General features: G+C 71.5%; 17 protein-coding genes. 3 read left to right on the top strand and 14 right to left on the bottom strand.

Annotation, left to right across the window (positions count from 1 at the left end):
• Window positions 1-213 precede the first annotated feature (213 nt).
• The gene (locus Drose_RS13125; RefSeq protein WP_260728456.1) at window positions 214-1,404 is read left to right on the top strand and encodes a transposase; all 1,191 of its coding nucleotides are present in this window, start codon (window positions 214-216) and stop codon (window positions 1,402-1,404) included.
• A gap of 90 nt (window positions 1,405-1,494) precedes the next feature.
• Here Drose_RS13125 and Drose_RS13120 read toward each other — a convergent pair whose 3' ends face one another.
• The 13 genes from Drose_RS13120 to Drose_RS13060 all read right to left on the bottom strand — a co-directional run bounded on the left by Drose_RS13120 (window position 1,495) and on the right by Drose_RS13060 (window position 13,178).
• Window positions 1,495-2,376: an enoyl-CoA hydratase gene (locus Drose_RS13120; protein WP_260728455.1), complete on the bottom strand. Its 882-nt coding sequence runs from the start codon at window positions 2,374-2,376 to the stop codon at window positions 1,495-1,497.
• A gap of 91 nt (window positions 2,377-2,467) precedes the next feature.
• Window positions 2,468-3,484, bottom strand: a complete 1,017-nt coding sequence (locus Drose_RS13115) for an acyl-CoA dehydrogenase family protein (RefSeq protein ID WP_260728454.1) — start codon at window positions 3,482-3,484, stop codon at window positions 2,468-2,470.
• 6 nt (window positions 3,485-3,490) lie between these two features.
• Complete coding sequence (locus Drose_RS13110; RefSeq protein WP_260728453.1) at window positions 3,491-4,630, bottom strand: acyl-CoA dehydrogenase family protein; 1,140 nt, start codon at window positions 4,628-4,630, stop codon at window positions 3,491-3,493.
• 1 nt (window position 4,631) lies between these two features.
• On the bottom strand, window positions 4,632-5,882 hold the full coding sequence (locus tag Drose_RS13105; RefSeq protein WP_260729710.1) for an acyl-CoA dehydrogenase family protein: 1,251 nt from the start codon (window positions 5,880-5,882) through the stop codon (window positions 4,632-4,634).
• Between the two features lie 29 nt (window positions 5,883-5,911).
• Window positions 5,912-6,847 carry an NADPH:quinone oxidoreductase family protein gene (locus tag Drose_RS13100; protein ID WP_260728452.1) on the bottom strand — a complete coding sequence of 312 codons (936 nt, stop codon included), beginning with the start codon at window positions 6,845-6,847 and terminating at the stop codon, window positions 5,912-5,914.
• A gap of 51 nt (window positions 6,848-6,898) precedes the next feature.
• Window positions 6,899-7,687 (bottom strand): enoyl-CoA hydratase family protein, encoded by a 789-nt coding sequence (locus Drose_RS13095; RefSeq protein ID WP_260728451.1) that lies wholly within the window; start codon window positions 7,685-7,687, stop codon window positions 6,899-6,901.
• Between the two features lie 64 nt (window positions 7,688-7,751).
• The gene (locus Drose_RS13090) at window positions 7,752-8,207 is read right to left on the bottom strand and encodes a MaoC/PaaZ C-terminal domain-containing protein (protein ID WP_260728450.1); all 456 of its coding nucleotides are present in this window, start codon (window positions 8,205-8,207) and stop codon (window positions 7,752-7,754) included.
• A complete protein-coding gene (locus Drose_RS13085) occupies window positions 8,204-8,677 on the bottom strand; it encodes a MaoC family dehydratase N-terminal domain-containing protein (RefSeq protein ID WP_260728449.1) in 474 nt (157 codons plus the stop codon). The genes Drose_RS13090 and Drose_RS13085 overlap by 4 nt, the downstream gene beginning before the upstream one ends.
• Before the next feature lie 48 nt (window positions 8,678-8,725).
• Complete coding sequence (locus tag Drose_RS13080; RefSeq protein ID WP_260728448.1) at window positions 8,726-9,523, bottom strand: SDR family oxidoreductase; 798 nt, start codon at window positions 9,521-9,523, stop codon at window positions 8,726-8,728.
• Window positions 9,516-10,391, bottom strand: coding sequence for an SDR family NAD(P)-dependent oxidoreductase (locus Drose_RS13075; RefSeq protein WP_260728447.1), 876 nt, complete (start codon window positions 10,389-10,391; stop codon window positions 9,516-9,518). The genes Drose_RS13080 and Drose_RS13075 overlap by 8 nt, the downstream gene beginning before the upstream one ends.
• Window positions 10,392-10,393: 2 nt before the next feature.
• Window positions 10,394-11,509, bottom strand: a complete 1,116-nt coding sequence (locus Drose_RS13070; RefSeq protein ID WP_390891380.1) for an NAD(P)H-dependent flavin oxidoreductase — start codon at window positions 11,507-11,509, stop codon at window positions 10,394-10,396.
• Window positions 11,506-12,321 (bottom strand): CoA-transferase subunit beta, encoded by an 816-nt coding sequence (locus Drose_RS13065; RefSeq protein WP_260728446.1) that lies wholly within the window; start codon window positions 12,319-12,321, stop codon window positions 11,506-11,508. The genes Drose_RS13070 and Drose_RS13065 overlap by 4 nt, the downstream gene beginning before the upstream one ends.
• Window positions 12,318-13,178: a CoA transferase subunit A gene (locus Drose_RS13060; protein WP_260728445.1), complete on the bottom strand. Its 861-nt coding sequence runs from the start codon at window positions 13,176-13,178 to the stop codon at window positions 12,318-12,320. The genes Drose_RS13065 and Drose_RS13060 overlap by 4 nt, the downstream gene beginning before the upstream one ends.
• 174 nt (window positions 13,179-13,352) lie before the next feature.
• Here Drose_RS13060 and Drose_RS13055 point away from each other — a divergent pair, with 174 nt between their 5' ends.
• A complete protein-coding gene (locus tag Drose_RS13055; RefSeq protein WP_260728444.1) occupies window positions 13,353-14,114 on the top strand; it encodes an enoyl-CoA hydratase-related protein in 762 nt (253 codons plus the stop codon).
• 4 nt (window positions 14,115-14,118) lie between these two features.
• On the opposite strand, the gene Drose_RS13050 is transcribed toward Drose_RS13055, so the two are convergent.
• Window positions 14,119-14,934: a sugar phosphate isomerase/epimerase family protein gene (locus tag Drose_RS13050; protein WP_260728443.1), complete on the bottom strand. Its 816-nt coding sequence runs from the start codon at window positions 14,932-14,934 to the stop codon at window positions 14,119-14,121.
• Between the two features lie 470 nt (window positions 14,935-15,404).
• On the opposite strand from Drose_RS13050, the gene Drose_RS13045 reads away from it, so the two are divergent.
• Window positions 15,405-16,481, top strand: coding sequence for a phosphotransferase family protein (locus Drose_RS13045; protein ID WP_260728442.1), 1,077 nt, complete (start codon window positions 15,405-15,407; stop codon window positions 16,479-16,481).
• Window positions 16,482-16,503 lie beyond the last annotated feature (22 nt).

Here is a 16,503-nt window from a genome sequence, read left to right as displayed (position 1 = left end):
ACGGCCGGCGTCGACCCGTGCACGCTGCTGGCCTGATCAGAAGCCTGTCCGTGTTTGCCCACGTGACTCATCACAGATATGCCGCAGGGTGTGTTCCCGGGCCGACGCCGTGTCGACGGCAACCGCCAGAAGAAGGGAAGCACCGTCATGTCCATCGTGACAGATGCATCGACTGCATCGACTGGTCCGGGTGTCCCGCAGTGGGTGGTCGGTGTGGATACCCACACCGACACGCATGCGGTGGCGCTGCTGGACCATCTCGGCGGGGTCCACGCCGAGATCCAGGTGGGTACCGACCCTGCCGGCCCTGCCGGCCGGGACCGGTTGCTGGGCTGGGTGGCTGGGCTGGTCCCGGCCGGGCAGGTGCTGCACTGGTCGGTGGAGGGCACCCGCACCCACGGGCTGGGCCTGGTCCGGCAACTGCGTTCGGCGGGGCAGCGGGTGTACGAGGCGCCGAAACCGGTGAGCAGCCGGCGTCGGCGAGGCGGCAAGTCCGATCCCCTCGACGCGGTCCACGCCGCCCGCGCCCACCTGGCCCAACTGGCCCACCTGGCCCAACTGGCCCAACCAGCCCAACCAGCCCAACCAGCCCAACCAGCCCAACCAGCCCAACCAGCCCCGCGGGGGCGGGCGGCTGGTGGGACACGGCCGGCGGTGCCCCGCGCCGACGGCGGCCGGGAGGCGTTGCGCCTGCTGCTGGTCACCCGCCGGCACTACACCGACACCCGCACCGCCACCATCAACGTGATCAAGTCGATGATCCTGACCGCCGACGACGAGCTCCGCGAGCAGTTGCGTGGATGTGCCACCGCCGTCCAGATCCGTATCCTGCGCACCACCGCCACGAGCACCGCCACGAGCACCGCCACGAGCACCGCCACGAGCACCGGTGTCGGCTCGGGTGTCGGCTCGGGTGCGGGCATCGAGGCCGCGGTCCGCCGTGAACACCTCAGCCATCTCGCGGTCATGGTCACCAACCTCAACAGGCTCGTCGCCGCGAACCTGCGCCAACTGCGGGACCTGGTCACCGACATCTGCCCGGCCCTGCTGGACCTGCCCGGCGTCGGACCGGTCAGCGCCGCGACCCTGCTCACCGCCTGGTCACACCACGGCCGGGTACCCACCGAAGCGGCGTTCGCAGCGCTCGCCGGCGCCGCGCCCGTCCCCGCCAGCTCCGGCCGCCACCAACGCCACCGCCTCAACCGCGGCGGTGACCGCACCCTCAACGCCGCCCTACACACCATCATCACCGCCCGCCGCCGCATCGGCCACGCCCCGACCAGGGACTACCTCACCCGACGCAGCAACGAAGGCCGCAACACCAACGAAATCCTTCGATGCCTCAAACGCTACCTCGCCCGGCACCTCTACCGGATCATGAACGCCACCGCCACCACCACTTGACAAAACCCTTCACAGATCATGGGAAAGATCTGGCTATCGGGGCAGCCACATCTTTCCCATGATCATGAGATCGAGCGGCATGGCGGCGGGTCACCCTTCCCTTTTCGCGGCGTCACGCATGCTCCGGGCGTCCTGGCCACCGAGGGAATCATCGCCCACCTCGGCGTTGTGCGCATGAGCCACGTGATGCAGCCCGAACACCGAATCCATCCCATCCCGCAGACCCATGAGATCCTCGGCCTGGTTGACCGCCCGCTTGGTCAGCGCAAGGCCCAGCCGCGGCATCCGCGCGATCCGCACGGCGAGCCCCATGACCTCCGCCTCGAGGTCCTCTCTGCCGACAACCCGGTTGACCATACCGAGCTCGGCCGCACGCGCCGCCGGCATCCGGTCGCCGGTGAAGAGGAACTCCTTGGCGAACCGCGGACCCAGCACCCACGGATGAGCGAAATACTCGACCCCGGGAATCCCCATCCGCACGACCGGATCGGCGAAGAACGCGTCATCCGCCGCAACGATCAGATCACACGACCAGGCAAGCATGAGACCACCGGCGACACACGCCCCCTGCACCATGGCGATCACCGGCTTGGGCAACTCCCGCCAGCGGCGACACATCCCGAGATACACCTCGGACTCGCGGGCGAACCGACTGTCCGCCCCGGCCTTTCCGACATGGTCCCACCACAGACCGGCACGCCGGTCAAACGACGAGTCGATGTCACGACCCGGCGTACCGATGTCATGACCGGCCGAGAAGTGCGGCCCCGCACCCGCCAGGACGATGACCTTCACCTCGTCAGCGGCCGCCGCGCGGTAGAACGCGTCGTCCAGGGCATAGGTCATCGCCGAGTTCTGCGCGTTGCGGTACTCCGGCCGGTTCATCGTCACGACGGCCACCGGCCCCCGCGTCTCGTACCGGACGACCTCCACGGCCTCGTCGTGCGCGGCCGCGCCGTAGGTCTCACTCATCTCGATCTCCATCCCACCCCGGGGTCGGGTGTGTGTCGTGAGGGTCGTCGGCCACCGGTGAGACACCGCCGGGCGCCCGCGGGGCAAACGGTCAGGACGCGGGGCGCACGCCGGTCAGCCCGACACCGAGGTCCTCCAGCAGAGCCGCCCGATGCCAGCCGGAGCTACCCCACGACGACTCCAGAGCCCACGACCGCTTGAGGAACAGGTGCAGGTCGTACTCGGTCGTGTACCCGATCGCGCCGTGACACTGCAAAGCGGCCCGACCCACGACGTGCGCCGCGTCAGAGGCCAACGCCTTGGCCGTCGCCAGTGAGCGCTGCCGGCCCGGGACGCCCGCGGCCAGCTCGTACCCCGCCCTCGCCACCACCGGCGCGGCGAACTCCATCTGCAGCAGCGCCGTAGCAAGCTGGTGCTTGACCGCTTGGAAACTGCCGATCGGCACCCCGAATTGCTCTCTGGTGCGCACGTACTCGACCGAAAGCTCGAGCATCCGTCGCGACAGCCCGATGAGCTCCGCCGAGGTCGCCAGCACTCCCCGCTCCCATGCCAGCCGCACAACCTCCGGGTCGTCCACGGTCGCCACGAGCCGCGCGTCCGCGTGCTCGGTCAGGTCCAGCTCGAAGTCCACCGACGGCACCGCCGAGGCCGTCGCCTCGGACACGTCAAGAATTTCGATGCGCCCGGTACCGCCGAAGCCGCCGCTCAGCACGAGGTCGACACCGGAACCGAACGCGACCCGCCCGGTCACCGCAGGGTCGGCACCGACCTCGACAGCCCCCTCGACAAGCCTCGCCAGCAGGTCCGGGGCGCCCGCGACGAGCACGGCCGGAGCGACGGCCAGGGTCGCCACCAGCGGCAGCGGGGCAGCGGCATACCCGATCTGCTCGAAGACCGACACGAGATGGTTCTCGTCCAGGCCCAGCCCGCCGTCGTCCTCGGACACGAGCAGCCCCGCCACACCGAGGCCGGCCAGGCCCTCGGCGAGCGAGGTCACCCGCGCCGACCCGGCTCCGGCGCGTACCGTCGCCGGCGGGCACCGGTCGGTGAGCACCTCACGGACGACCGCCTCGAGCTCACGCTGCTCGTCACTCGGAGCGAAACGCACGCCTGGTCACCTCCTCGGCAGACCGAGCAGGCGCTCGGCGATGATGTTGCGCTGGATCTCGTTGGTGCCCGCATAGATGGGACCCGACAGCGAGAACTGGTAGCCGCGGGTCCAGGGTCCGTCGAGGAGCGCGTCCGGACCGAGCAGTTCCAGCGCCGTCTCGTGCAACGCGATGTCGAGCTCGGACCAGAAGACCTTGTTGAGGCTCGAACGCGCACCGACCTGGCGACCCTCGACGATATCGGTGACCTGCGCGAGCGTGAACTGCTGGTAGGCGTGCGCCTGCATCCACGAGCGTGCCACACGGTCGCGGAGCAGGTCGGTCGCCGCCTCGGCCCGCTCGCCCGCGAGCGCCACGAGCGCGTCGGCCGCCTTGAGGAATCGCCCCGGCGAGCGCAGCGTCAGGCCCCGCTCCGACCCGGTCGTCGCCATCGCGACCGACCAGCCCTGGTGGACGCCGCCAAGAACCGCCGAGTCCGGTACGAACGCGTCCTCGAAGAAGACGTCGGCGAAGCCCTCATCACCGTCGAGCCGGTCGAACCCGCGCACCGTCACCCCCGGGGTGTCCAGCGGCACAAGGAAGTACGTCAGTCCTCGATGCCGCTCGGCCTGCGGGTCGGTGCGGAACAAGCCGAACACGTGGGTGCAGAACGCGGCCCGGGTCGACCAGGTCTTCTGCCCGCTCAGGCGCCACCCGCCGGCCTGCTCGTCCCGGGCCGCCCGGGATCGGATCCCGGCCAGGTCGCTGCCCGCGCCTGGCTCCGACCAGCCCTGGGCCCACAGGTCCTGCGCCGCCGCCATCCGCGGCAGCAGCTCATCCTGCTGCTGTTTGGTGCCGAACTCGAAGATCGTCGGGGCCAGCAGGAAGATGCCGTTCTGCGTCACCCGCTGCGGCGCTGCGGCCCGGTAGTACTCCTCCTCGAAGATGAGCCACTGCCAGATCGAGGCCTCGCGGCCGCCGTACTCCTTGGGCCACGACACGACCGACCACCGGTCCGCGTGCAGTGCCCGCTCCCACGCCAGGTGCGCGGCGAAACCCTCCGCGGTGTCCCCCGAGGGCAGCGGCTGCCGCGGCACGTTCGCGGCCAGCCAGTCGCGGGCCTCCGCCCGGAACTGCTCGTCCTGCTCCGACCAGGTCAGGTCCATCTCAGCCCCGCCCCTTCTCGGCGGCGCCCGCCGGCGCCGTGTCACGGTAGCGGCGCAGTTGCGTGCGGGCCACCGTGCGCAGGTGCACCTCGTCCGGGCCGTCGGCGATGCCGAGGATTCGGGCGCTGGCCCACATCCGGGCGATCGGGAAGTCGTCGGTGACCCCGCCGCCGCCATGTGCCTGGATCGAACGGTCCAGCACGTTGCGGGCGACCCGCGGCGCGACGACCTTGATCGCGGCGATCTCGGTCGCGGCGCCCTTGGCCCCGACCCGATCGATGAGCCACGCCGCCTTCAGTACGAGCAGGCGAGCCTGCTCGATCTCGATGCGGGACTCGGCGATCCAGTTGCGGATCACACCCTGGTCGGAGAGCGGGCCGCCGAACGCCTCGCGGGCCGTCGTCCGGCGCACCATGAGCTCGAGGCCCCGCTCGGCCATGCCGACGCAGCGCATCGCGTGGTGGATGCGGCCCGGGCCGAGGCGGGCCTGGGCGATCGCGAAACCGTCGCCCTCTGCGCCGAGCAGGTTCGTCACCGGCACCCGCACGTCGTCGAACCGGATCTCGCAGTGGCCGTGCTGGTCGTGGTAGCCGAAGATCGGCAGCGAGCGCACGATCGTCACCCCGGGGGTAGCCACCGGCACGAGAATCATGGACTGCTGCCGGTGGGCGGCCGCTTCCGGGTCCGTCTTGCCCATCAGCACGAGGATGTCGCAGCGCGGGTCCGCCGCGCCGGTCGTCCACCACTTGCGTCCGTTGATGACGTACTCGTCGCCGTCACGCACGATCGAGGTGGAGATGTTCCGTGCGTCGGAGGAGGCCACGTCCGGCTCGGTCATCGAGAAGCCGGAGCGCATCGTGCCCTCGAGCAGCGGTGTGAGCCACCGCCGCCGCTGCTCGGGCGTGCCGAACATGTGCAGCAGCTCCATGTTGCCCGTGTCCGGTGCGGCACAGTTGAGCGCCTCGGGGGCGAGGTAGGGCGAGCGTCCGGTCTCCTCGGCGAGGTATGCGTACTCGACGTTCGTGAGGCCCGACAGGTCAGGCAGGAACAGGTTCCACAGACCCAGCTTGCGCGCCTCGGCCTTCAGCGCTTCGACAACCGGCGGCAGGACGTGGGATACGCCTCCGTTCGCGCGGGCCGCGGCACCGAGCTCGGCGGCGTACACCTTCTCGGCCGGGTAGACGTGCTCGGCCATGAACGTGCGCAACGTCGCGAGCAGCTCGCTCGCGCGTGAGCCGGGGCCGAGGTCCATCTGGGTCAGGTCGGTCGCGTCAGCCACCGTCACTCCTTGCCTGCGTTCACGCGGAGGGCGATCTTGCCGCGGGCGCCACGGTTCATCACCGTGGCGAGCGCGCGGGCGGCCTCCTCAAGCGGGAAGACTTCGCTGACGTGTGGCCTCAGCCGGCCGGCGGCGACCCACTCGAGCAGCGTCGTCATGTTCGCGGCGTTCGCCTCCGGGTTGCGCTTGGCCCAGGCGCCCCAGAGCACCCCCAGCACCGCGCCCTCCGTGAGCAACAGCCGGTTGAGCTTGACCTGCGGGATCTCGCCCGCCGCGTAGCCGACGGTGAGGAACCGCCCGGCCCACGCGAGGGTTCGCAGCGCCGCGGTGGCGGCGTCGCCGCCGACGGGGTCGTAGACGACGTCGGCACCGGCGCCGCCGGTCAGCTCGCGCACCGTCGCCGTCAGGTCGTCGTAGCCGATGGCGTGGTCGGCCCCGTGTGCCAGGCACAGCGCACGCTTGTCCTCGCTCGAGGCGGCCGCGATCACGGTCGCGCCGAGGGCCTTGCCGATCTGCACGGCGGTGAGGCCCACGCCGCCGGAGGCGCCGAGCACGAGCAGCCTCTCGCCGGTGGCAAGGCCGGCCCGGTCGACGAGCCCGTGGTAGGACGTGCCGTAGACGACGGGGATCGTGCTGGCCTCCACGAGGTCGATGCCGTCGGGCAGCCGGTGGACCATGCGGGCGTCGACGAGCACCTGCGCGGCGTAGCCGCCGATGCCGCAGAAGCCGATGACGCGGGTGCCGACGGGCGGGCCGCTCACCCCGTCGCCGAGTGCCGCGACCGTGCCGGCCACCTCGCAGCCGGGCACGAACGGCAGCTCCGGCTTGGTCTGGTAGGTGCCGGCGACGATGAGGCCGTCGGGGAAGTTCACCCCGGCGCCGACGACGTCGACGAGCACCTGCCCGGGGCCGGGCCGCGGCTGCGGCCCGTCCGTCACCGTGAGCACCTCGGGCCCCCCGAGCTCACTGGCCACCATCGAACGCACGGCTCAGCCCTCGCTGCCCGAACGCGCCGCCTTGTCGGTACCGGCGAACTCGTCGCGGATCCGGTCGGCGACCCCGGTGAGGTTGAGCTCGAAGGTGAAGCCCTGCTCGAAGCGGTAGCTGCGGTTGACGTCCCACAGGTCGATGCCGTTGAGCGAGGCCTTCGCGGCCCGGATGACGGTGGGGTTCTTCGCGGCGATCTGGGTCGCGACGGCGAGCGCCGCCGCACGCAACTGCTCGCGGGGAACGACGCTGTGGACCGAGCCGTACGCGTGCAGCTCCTGGGCGGTGGCCGTGGCCGAGGTGTAGACCATGGCGCGCATCCGGTGCTGGGGCACCATCCGGGACAGGTGGGTCGCGGCACCGAGGGCGCCGCGGTCGACCTCGGGCAGGCCGAAGGTGGCGTCGTCGGAGGCGACGATGACATCGGAGTTGCCGGCCAGCCCGATGCCGCCCCCGAGGCAGAAGCCGTTGACGGCGGTGACGACCGGGACGGGGCACTCGTAGACGGCCTTGAACGCGGCGTAACAGCCGCGGTTGGCGCCGAGCAGCGCGGTGAAGCCGTCGGTGTGCTGCATCTCCTTGATGTCGACGCCGGCGTTGAAGCCGCGGCCCTCGGCGCGCAGCACGACGACCCGCACCAACTCGTCGGCGCCGGCGGCGTCGAGGGCGGAGGCGAGCGCGAACCAGCCGGCCACGGGTAGCGCGTTCACCGGTGGGTTGTCCACGACGATCTCGGCGATCCCGTCGGGATGGACGGTCGTCGTCACGGACTGGTGGGTCGTGGGGGTCATCCTGCTCCTCGGTAGTCCCGGCTGCTCGCTGATCTCGGGTGTGTCACGCCTGCGAAGGGTGGTGTCACGGCAACACGAACGTCGCCCATACGGTGACGGCCGTGTCGCCGGTCTGACGCCGGCAGGTCAGCTCGACGTCGACGCGGCCCTCACGACCGTCCTCACCGTCGAGCACGTACGTGCGCAGTGGAACACCCTCGAGCGTGAGGGTGTCGCCCGGCCACACCTGGGCCAGGAACCGGATGCGGAAGTCACGCACGTTGGGGCCGCCGAGCCAGTCGGTGGCGAAGGTGCCGAGCAGGCTTGCCTGCCACATGCCCACCGAGAAGGGGCTCGGGAACCCGGCGGCCCTGGCGAAGACCTCGTCGTGGTGGATCGGGTTCATGTCACCCGAGGCGCCCTGGTAGCGGACGAAGTCGGTGCGGGTCACCGGGCCGTAGGTGCGCGCCGGCGGGGTCGGCGGGACGGGCAGGCTGACCTCGGTCGTGCCGGGCTGCGTGGTGGAGGTCGTGTCGCTCAAGCGGAGGCTCCGTCCTGCGTCGTGCCCTCGGTGTCCGGCGGGCGGGCCGTCTCGACACCGGTGAGCTTGGCCTGGGCGACGAGACGCCCGGTCTCGTCGCGGAAGTCGGTGTACATCACGGCGAAGGTCATCTCACCGCCGCGGCGACCCACCTTGGTGTAGATCTCGCCGATGCGCGACTGGCAGGTGAGCCTGGTCCCGGCGCGAGGCGGCTCGCCGAAGAAGGTGTACTGCTGCTCGGCGTGCAGGCCGCGCTGCTGGTCGAGGTCAACCGCGGACCACGGGTTGGAGTCCTCGTCCTGCCAGAAGAACGTCGTCGTGAGGAACGTCGGCTGCACGACCGGGTGTTCCTCCCGCAGGTAGGCCGCGTCGGCCGCCCCGGTCGCCAGTGCGAACTCGCGGATCTTGCCTCGCTCGACGTCGAGCCGGAAGGGGGCGCCGGTGACGCCCTGCGCGTCGGGGTTGGCCACGACGAGCTCCTTTCGTTGGTCAGGTGCGCGCCGGCGCGCGCCGGGTCGTCACGGGTGCTGGCTCGAGACGGACACGACCTCGCCGGTCATGTACGACGAGTAGTCACTGGCGAGGAAGACGATGACGTTGGCGATCTCCCACGGCGTCGCCGCCCGGCCGAAGGCCTCCTGGGCCGAGAGCTGGGCGAGCAGCTCGTCACTGGTCACCTTGGCCAGGTGGGCGTGCATCGCGATGCTCGGGGACACCGCGTTGACCCGGATGCCGTGCTCGGCAACGTCGAGGGCCGAGCACCGGGTCAGCGCCATGACGCCGGCCTTCGCCGCGGCATAGTGCGCCTGCCCCTTCTGCGCGCGCCAGCCGATGACGGACGCGTTGTTGACGATGGCCCCCTTGCCCGCCGGGATCATGTGCCGCAGCACCGACCGGGTCGCCTTGAACGTCGAGGTCAGGGTCACCGACAGGACGGAGTCCCACTGGTCGTCGGTCATGTCCTGCACGGCCGCGGTGCCGCCGAGGCCGGCGTTGTTGACGAGCACGTCGATGCCGCCGAACTCGGCGGCGACGGTGTCCATGAGGTAGTCGAGCTGTGCCTGGTCGGTGACGTCGCAGGGCACCGCGAGCGGCCGCTTCCCGGTGAGACGCTCGAGCTCGTCGGCCGACTCGGCGAGGCGGCGCTCGTGACGGTCGCTGATGGCGACATGCGCGCCTTCCTCGGCGGCGCGGCGCGCCGTCGAGAAGCCGATGCCGGTACCGGCCGCGGCGGTGACGAGCACCGAGCGCCCGGAGAGCAGCCCGTGGGCGGGACCGGCCCAGTCGGCGGCGGTGGTGTGACCGGTGTCAGCCACGGGTGGCCATCTCCTTCGCGATCTCCTCGACGCTCCAGCGGGCGCCCTTGTCGATGGTCCAGTCGTAGCTCCACGGCGCGAAGCGACGGATCTCGCCGCCCTTGGCGTAGTACACCTCTCCTGTCACCGGCGCGGCGGCGGTGAGCAGCCAGGCGACGAGCGGGGAGACGTTGCCCGGGTGGTAGACGTCGAACGCGGCGGGGTCGGCCGGGGCGGCGACCATCTCGCCGATGCCGGGCAGGTCCTGGGTCATCCGGGTGCGCGCGACCGGGACGATCGCGTTGACGCGCACGCCGTAGCGGCCGATCTCCTGGGCGAGGATGACGGTGAGGGCTGCGATCGCGGCCTTGCCCGCGCCGTAGTTCGTCTGCCCGACGGCGCCGATGAGCCCCGAGGTCGAGGAGACGTTGACGATCGAGGCGACCGGCTGGTTGCCGGCCTTGGACTCGGTGCGCCAGTAGTCGGCGAACACCCGGCACGGCGCGAACGTCGAGCGGAGCTGGCCACGGATCACGGCGTCCCAGTCGTCCTCGCTCATGTTGACGAACATCCGGTCTCGCAGGATGCCGGCGTTGTTGACGAGGCCGTCGACGCGCCCGTAGGTGTCGCGGGCGAGCGCGAGCAGCTTGCGGGCACCCTCGGTGGTGGAGACGTCCGCGGTGCTGGCCACGGCCTGCCCGCCGGCGGTCGTGATCTCGGCGGCGACGGCCTCGATGACCGAGGGGTCACCGCCGGTGCCGTCGGCGGCGGCGCCGGTGTCGGCGACGACGACCGAGGCACCCTCGGCGGCGGCGAGCAGCGCGTGCTCACGGCCGAGGCCCCGACCGGCACCGGTGATGACGGCGACCCGTCCCTGCAAAGCTCCCATGACTAGTTCTCCTTGTATGCGGCCGGGACCGACGCGACCGGCGCGGGCGCGCCGAGCCGGTCGAGGATCCGGGTGGCCTCGCCGATGATGCGGTCGATCAGCTCGGCGACGCTCGGGACGTCGTCGATAAGTCCGACGACCTGGCCGGTGGCCATGACACCGACGTCGGTCTTGCCCTCGAGCAGGGCCGACCGGTAGAGCATCGGAGCGTTGGCCGCCATGACGACCTGGCTCCACGTCAGGTCGTGGGCCTTGCGCATGGCCAGGCCCTCCCGGATCATGTCGCCCCACGGCGTGCCGGACAGCTTCCGGAAGGCGAAGGCGTTGCGCACGGCCCGCAGCAGCCGGCCGGGGGCGGAGGTGCGCTCCAGCTCCTCGATCGTGCCGGCGCGCAGCACGCGCTGCGGCACGCCGTCGACCTGCAGGGTCAGGACGGTGTCGTTGACCGTCTTGGACAGGTAGACGTCCTTGACCGAGGGCTGGACCGGCGAGTCGCTGGTGAGCAGGAAGCGGGTGCCCATGGCGATGCCCTCGGCACCGTAGGCGAGCGCGGCGACGAGGCCACGGCCGTCGAAGAAGCCACCAGCGCCGATGACCGGGATGTCGACGGCGTCGACGACCTGGGGCAGCAGCAGGCTGGTGGGCACGCCGCCGGTGTGGCCGCCGCCCTCACCGCCCTGCACGATGACGGCGTCGGCGCCCCACGCGGCGACCTTCTCGGCATGGCGGCGCGCGCCGATCGACGGGACGACGACGAGGCCGGCGTCCTTGCACTTGGCGATGAGCTCCTGCTTGGGGGCGAGTGCGAAGGAGGCAACCTTGACACCGGCCGAGATGAGCAGGTCGATGCGCTTGGCGACGTCGGGCTGGTCGGCGCGGATGTTGACGCCGAACGGCGCGTCCGTGCCGACCTGGATCCGCTCGATGGCCACGACGAGCTCGTCGTAGGACAGCAGGCCGGCCGCGAGGATGCCCAGCCCACCGGCGTTGGCCGTCGCGGTGGTCAGGCGCACGTCGGAGACGTAGCCCATGCCGGTCTGGACGATCGGATACCGCACCCCGAACAGGTCGGCTGCCCGGGTGCGCAGCGTCGGGTGCAACTCCTGGGCCTGGCTCATGTGGGGATCTCGCGGTCGCGCAGTGAGCGGGGGTCGATGATCTCGCGGATGAGGCGGAGCTCCTCGGCGCTCGGCTCGCGGGTGGCCGGGACCGCACCCTCGACGTGCACGTCACAGCCGGTGGCCGCACGGAACTCCTCGAGCGTGACGCCAGGGTGCAGACTGAGCAGGCGCATCGCGCCATCAGGGCCGCCGAAGTCGAGGACCGCGAGGTTGGTGACGACACGGCGCAGGTCGTGGTACGCGCTCGCGGCCGGACCGGCGGCGCGGGCGTTGTCGGTGCCGACGCCGGAGACCATGTCGACGGTCGGGACGAAGACGCGCTTGGAGTGGTTGGGCACCCAATAGCTGGTCGGGTGGGAGACGCTGTTGCCGGGGGCGCCGCGCACGCCGAGTAGCTGCACCTTGGGCTGGGCGTAGTCGCCGATGGCCGAGATGTTGGTGTTGCCGTACCCGTCGATCTGGCTCGGGATCATCATGACATGCCGCTTGCCGTGCCAGACGAGATCGAAGATCGTGCGGAACGGGCTCCAGCCCTCGACGACGACACCCTCGGTGGCGTGCGGGTCCGCGCCGATCTGCCAGCTACCGGAGACGAAGCTGGCCTCACCGTCGGTGAGCAGTAGGTCGGGGGCGACGGTGAGCCGGGCGAGGCGGACGCCGACGGCCGGGATCGTGCCGAAGGCGCTGGCGATGAACTCGCCGTCGCCGGCGAACGCCTCCGCCACGGCGACCGCGCAGTACTCGGCGCGGGTCACCGGCCCGTCGGCGGCGGTGCCGCGGTCTGTGGACTCGGTCACGGTGCTACTCATGCAACCTCCTCGGCTCGGGCGGCCACGGCCGCCTGGTAGTCATCCTCGGTACCAGACAGGTACCGCTTCTCGAAGGCGGCCCAGGCCTGCCGGTCGCCGGCGGCCTTGACGTACTCACGCTGGAAGGCCTCGTCGCGCTCGTAGTCGGGGACGCAGGAGGTGAAGTGCGCGCCGTTCGGGGTCTCGACGACGCCGGTGACGAGCTGGCGGTTGATCTTGATGGTCGCCGGGTGCGCGGCGGCGCTGAGCTCGGTTGTGGGCACGATCCGCTCGCAGGACATGAAGGCCTGCTCGGCGGCGAGGCAGTAAAGGTCGTCGAAGTACGGGTCGGGCCCGAGGAACTGACCGTTGCCCTGGGCGTCGGCGCGGTTCATGTGTACGAGGGCCACGTCGAGCCGCAGCGACGGCATGGCCACGAGCCGCTCGGTGCCGTACGGGTCCTGGACGAGCTTGAGGGTGGGGTTGTGCTTCATGACGTCCGATCCGAGCCCGGCGCGGGTCGGCAGGAAGGGCAGGCGGATGCCGGCGGCGTACAGGCCCCACTGAAGCATGCCCTCGTCGTACTCGGCGACCTCGAGCGCGCCCTTCTGCCGGGCGGCACGGAAGTGCGGGTCGAGGGCGATGCTGTCGAGCGAGACGAAGCCGAAGACGACCTTCTTGACCTTGCCCGCGGCGCAGAGCAGGCCGACGTCCGGCCCGCCGTAGCTGACGACGGTCAGATCCTTGAGGTCGGAGCGCAAGATCTCGCGTATGAGGGCCATCGGCTTGCGCCGGGAGCCCCACCCCCCGATGCCGACGGTCATCCCGGATTCGATCCGCGACACGACATCGCGGGTTGTCAGAGTCTTGTCGGCCATATGTCCCTCATCGTTCCGTCTGTCGGGGCACTGCTCCAGCGCGGCGGCGAGCGGTGCGAGAGGCGAGTCGCGTGCCGGGCATCCGCGGTCGATCACCGTGAAGCAAGCGCTTGGTTGGTACATTAACAGCCGCCGGGAAAGGGTCAAGGCCCTGATACGAAGGAGGATGAATCGATGGACACAGTCGTGTGCGAGCGCGTCGACGCGGTGGGTGTCGTCAGGATCAATCGGCCGCAGGTGCGCAACGCCCTCGACCCCGAGACCCTCCTGGCGATGACCGACGCCCTGCTCGGCTACGACGCGGACCCGGGCGTGCGCACGGTCCTGCTGACCGGCACCGGCGAGCTGTCCTTCAGCGCCGGGATGGACCTGCGCGCCGCGGCCGAGGGGCGCCTGGTCGACGTGGCCCGCTCCCCGCTGACGCTGCTGCGCGGCGGCTACCGCAAGCCGGTCATCGCCGCGGTGAACGGGCCCGCTGTCGGCGGTGGCTTCGAACTCGCCCTCGCCTGCGACCTCGTCGTCGCGGCCGAGCACGCCTACTTCGCGTTGCCCGAGGTGGGGCGCGGCATCGCCGCCTCCGAGGGCGGCACCGACCTGCCCCGCCGGCTGCCGCTCGCCGTCGCCCTCGAGGTCGGGTTGACGACCGAGCCGCTTCCGGCGGCCCGTGCCTACGAGCTTGGCCTGGTCAACGTCGTGGTCCCCGCCGAAGAGGTCCTCCCCCGCGCGCTCGCGCTCGGCGCCAGGATCGCGACCCACTCCCCGGCGGCGGTGCTGGCGACCAAGCGGCTCATGCACCTGAGCCTGGACACCCGCGAACGCGACCTCGCCGCGGCCAACCGGATCGCGACCCTCGAGTTGCTCGCCGGCCCGGACGCCGCCGAAGGCGCGGCCGCGTTCGTCGCCAAGCGCCCGCCGCGGTGGGCGGACGTGCCCTGAGCGCTCAGGGACGCGCCGCCGCGATCTGCTCACGCATCCACCTGACCGAGCGGGTCACCGCCGACTCGGCGCCCTCGGCCTCGATGGCCGGGCCGAGCAGCTCGACGTCGACGATGCCGGTGTAGCCGGCCCGCAGCACGGTCCCCAGCAGGCCGGCCATCGGCAGGTCGGCGTCCCCGGGCACCCACCGGTTCGGGAAGGTCGAGGTGCCGACCCGGAAGTCGGACACCTGCAGGATCTCGATCTGCGCGACCCGCTCGCGGACCAGGTCGGTCAGGCCCCGCTCCTGCCAGCAGCAGTAGAGGTCGAGGCAGATGCCGATGCCGCAGCGGTCGGCCAGGGCGAAGGCGTCCCGCGCGGTGTGGGTGAAGCTGAGGTCACACCTGACCGGCAGGGTGTTCTCCACGCCGAGGCGCACCCCGTGCTCACGGGCGGTGGCCACGACCGGGGCGATCCGCTCGGCGAACCGGTCGGCCGCCTCCTCCCAGGTCAGGTGGGCCGAGGGGCCCGACGTGAGGTAGACGAGGTCGGCCCCGAGCGTACGGGCGTTGACGACGCCGGCCCGCAGGGCCGCGACCTGCCGCGCCCAGCCCGACTCGTCGTCCGGGTGGGCGGTGAAGCCGTGAACGAGGTAGCCGAGCCGTACGTCGTGCTCGGCGAGCAGGTCCCCGAGGGCCGGCACGCCGAAGGCGGCGACCTTGCCGCACTGCAGGCCGACGAGGTCGGTGCCGGTGCGCCGGTACATCGCGATCTCCGCGGGCAGTGCCCAGGACATCGCGGCCATGCCGCTGACGCAGGTCGGGTTGATCGTGGTGGACATCGGGCTCCTGTCGGTTCGGGTGTCGGTCGCTCAGGTGTCGGACGCCGGGTCAGCCGGTATTCGGTGCGCACCCGGCGCACCACGAGGGGCGCCGGGTGCGGCCGCGACGTCACGGCCTCGGCGACCCGCTCCGAGGTCCACGCCGCGTGCCGCAGCACGGTCGACGAGCACCGGGCGGGGTTCGCTCGGACTCGGTGCCGGCGTGGCCCATGGCGAAGACGCCGACGTTGTCGACGAGGCCGCCGCGCGACCGGAGCGGACCCCACGACTGAACTGTCGCCTGGTTGTCCGGCAGGTGGCGGCGCGGCCTTCCCCGGTCAAGGGAGATCCTTGCCCCCGCCATGGGCAGGAGGTGTCGAAGGAGCGTAACAAGCGCTTGACCGTACGCCCCCGCCCAGGGTGTCGGCAGCCGAGGCGTTCCGAACCAACCAAGCGCTTGCTAAACTCGCCCGACCACGAGGAGGCGCTCAATGACAGCAGCAGGTCAGGCGCAGACGGGTCCAGCCCCGGCCGGCACCACCCGACCCGCCGGGCTCCCGGTGGGGGTCGACGCCTGGCTCAGCCGAGCCGTGCCCGAGTTGCACGGGAACCTGCGACACGAGCTGATCGCCGGGGGACGCTCCAATCTCACCTACCGGACCACCGACGCGGCCGGCCACATCGTCGTGCTGCGACGTCCACCGCTCGGGGACCACCCGGCCACCGCGCACGACGTGCTGCGCGAGGCGCGGATCCTTCGGGGCCTGCATGGCCACCTCCCGGTGCCGCGAGTGCTCGCCGTCGAGGAGACGGGCGAGGTGGCCGGCGCCCCTCTCGTCGTGCTCGAGCACCTCGACGGCACGATCCTGCGCAGCCCCGCCGACGTCGAGCGGCACACCACCGAGGCCGACCGCGCGCTCATCGGCCCGACGCTCGTCGACGCCCTCGTGGCTCTGCACGGACTCGAGCCGGAGCTCATCGGGCTCGGGGGTCTGGCCGATCGCCGGGACTACATCACCCGCCAGCTCGGGCGCTGGCACGAGAACTGGCACCGGACCCGGATCCGCGACCTGCCCGACCTGCGAACCGCGCACGAGCACCTCGTGGCCACGGCTCCCGAGCAGTCCCGCTCGGGAATCGTGCACGGGGACTTTCGCCTCGACAACTGCATGCTCGACCACCGGTGGCGGGTGCAGGGCGTGCTCGACTGGGAGCTGACCACGGTCGGGGACCCCTTGGCCGACGTCGGCCAACTGCTCGTCTACTGGGCGCAGGCCGACGACGCGGCCCGCGCGCTGCACGACCCGGCCACGGTCCTGCCCGGCTTCTCGACCCGGGACGAGTTGCTCGCCCGGTACTGCCTCGCCACCGGCACCGACCTGGCCCGGATCGACTACTTCGTCGCCTACAACTGGTGGAAGACCGCGTGCATCGTCGAGGGCGTGCACACCAGGGTCGCGCAGGGCGTGATGAGCGGTGGCGACCGCACCGCCGTCTCGTTCGCCGAACAGGCGGCCGCTCTCGCCGGCCGGGCCGCAACCCTCGCGGCAGCGCTGCGCCGGCGCTGACCCTCGCCCGGTCGCGAACGCG

Source organism: Dactylosporangium roseum, from assembly GCF_025264685.1.
Lineage (GTDB): Bacteria > Actinomycetota > Actinomycetes > Mycobacteriales > Micromonosporaceae > Dactylosporangium > Dactylosporangium roseum.
The sequence above is the reverse complement of the archived record's forward strand: the minus strand, read 5'-3'. Positions and strand labels throughout refer to the sequence as shown.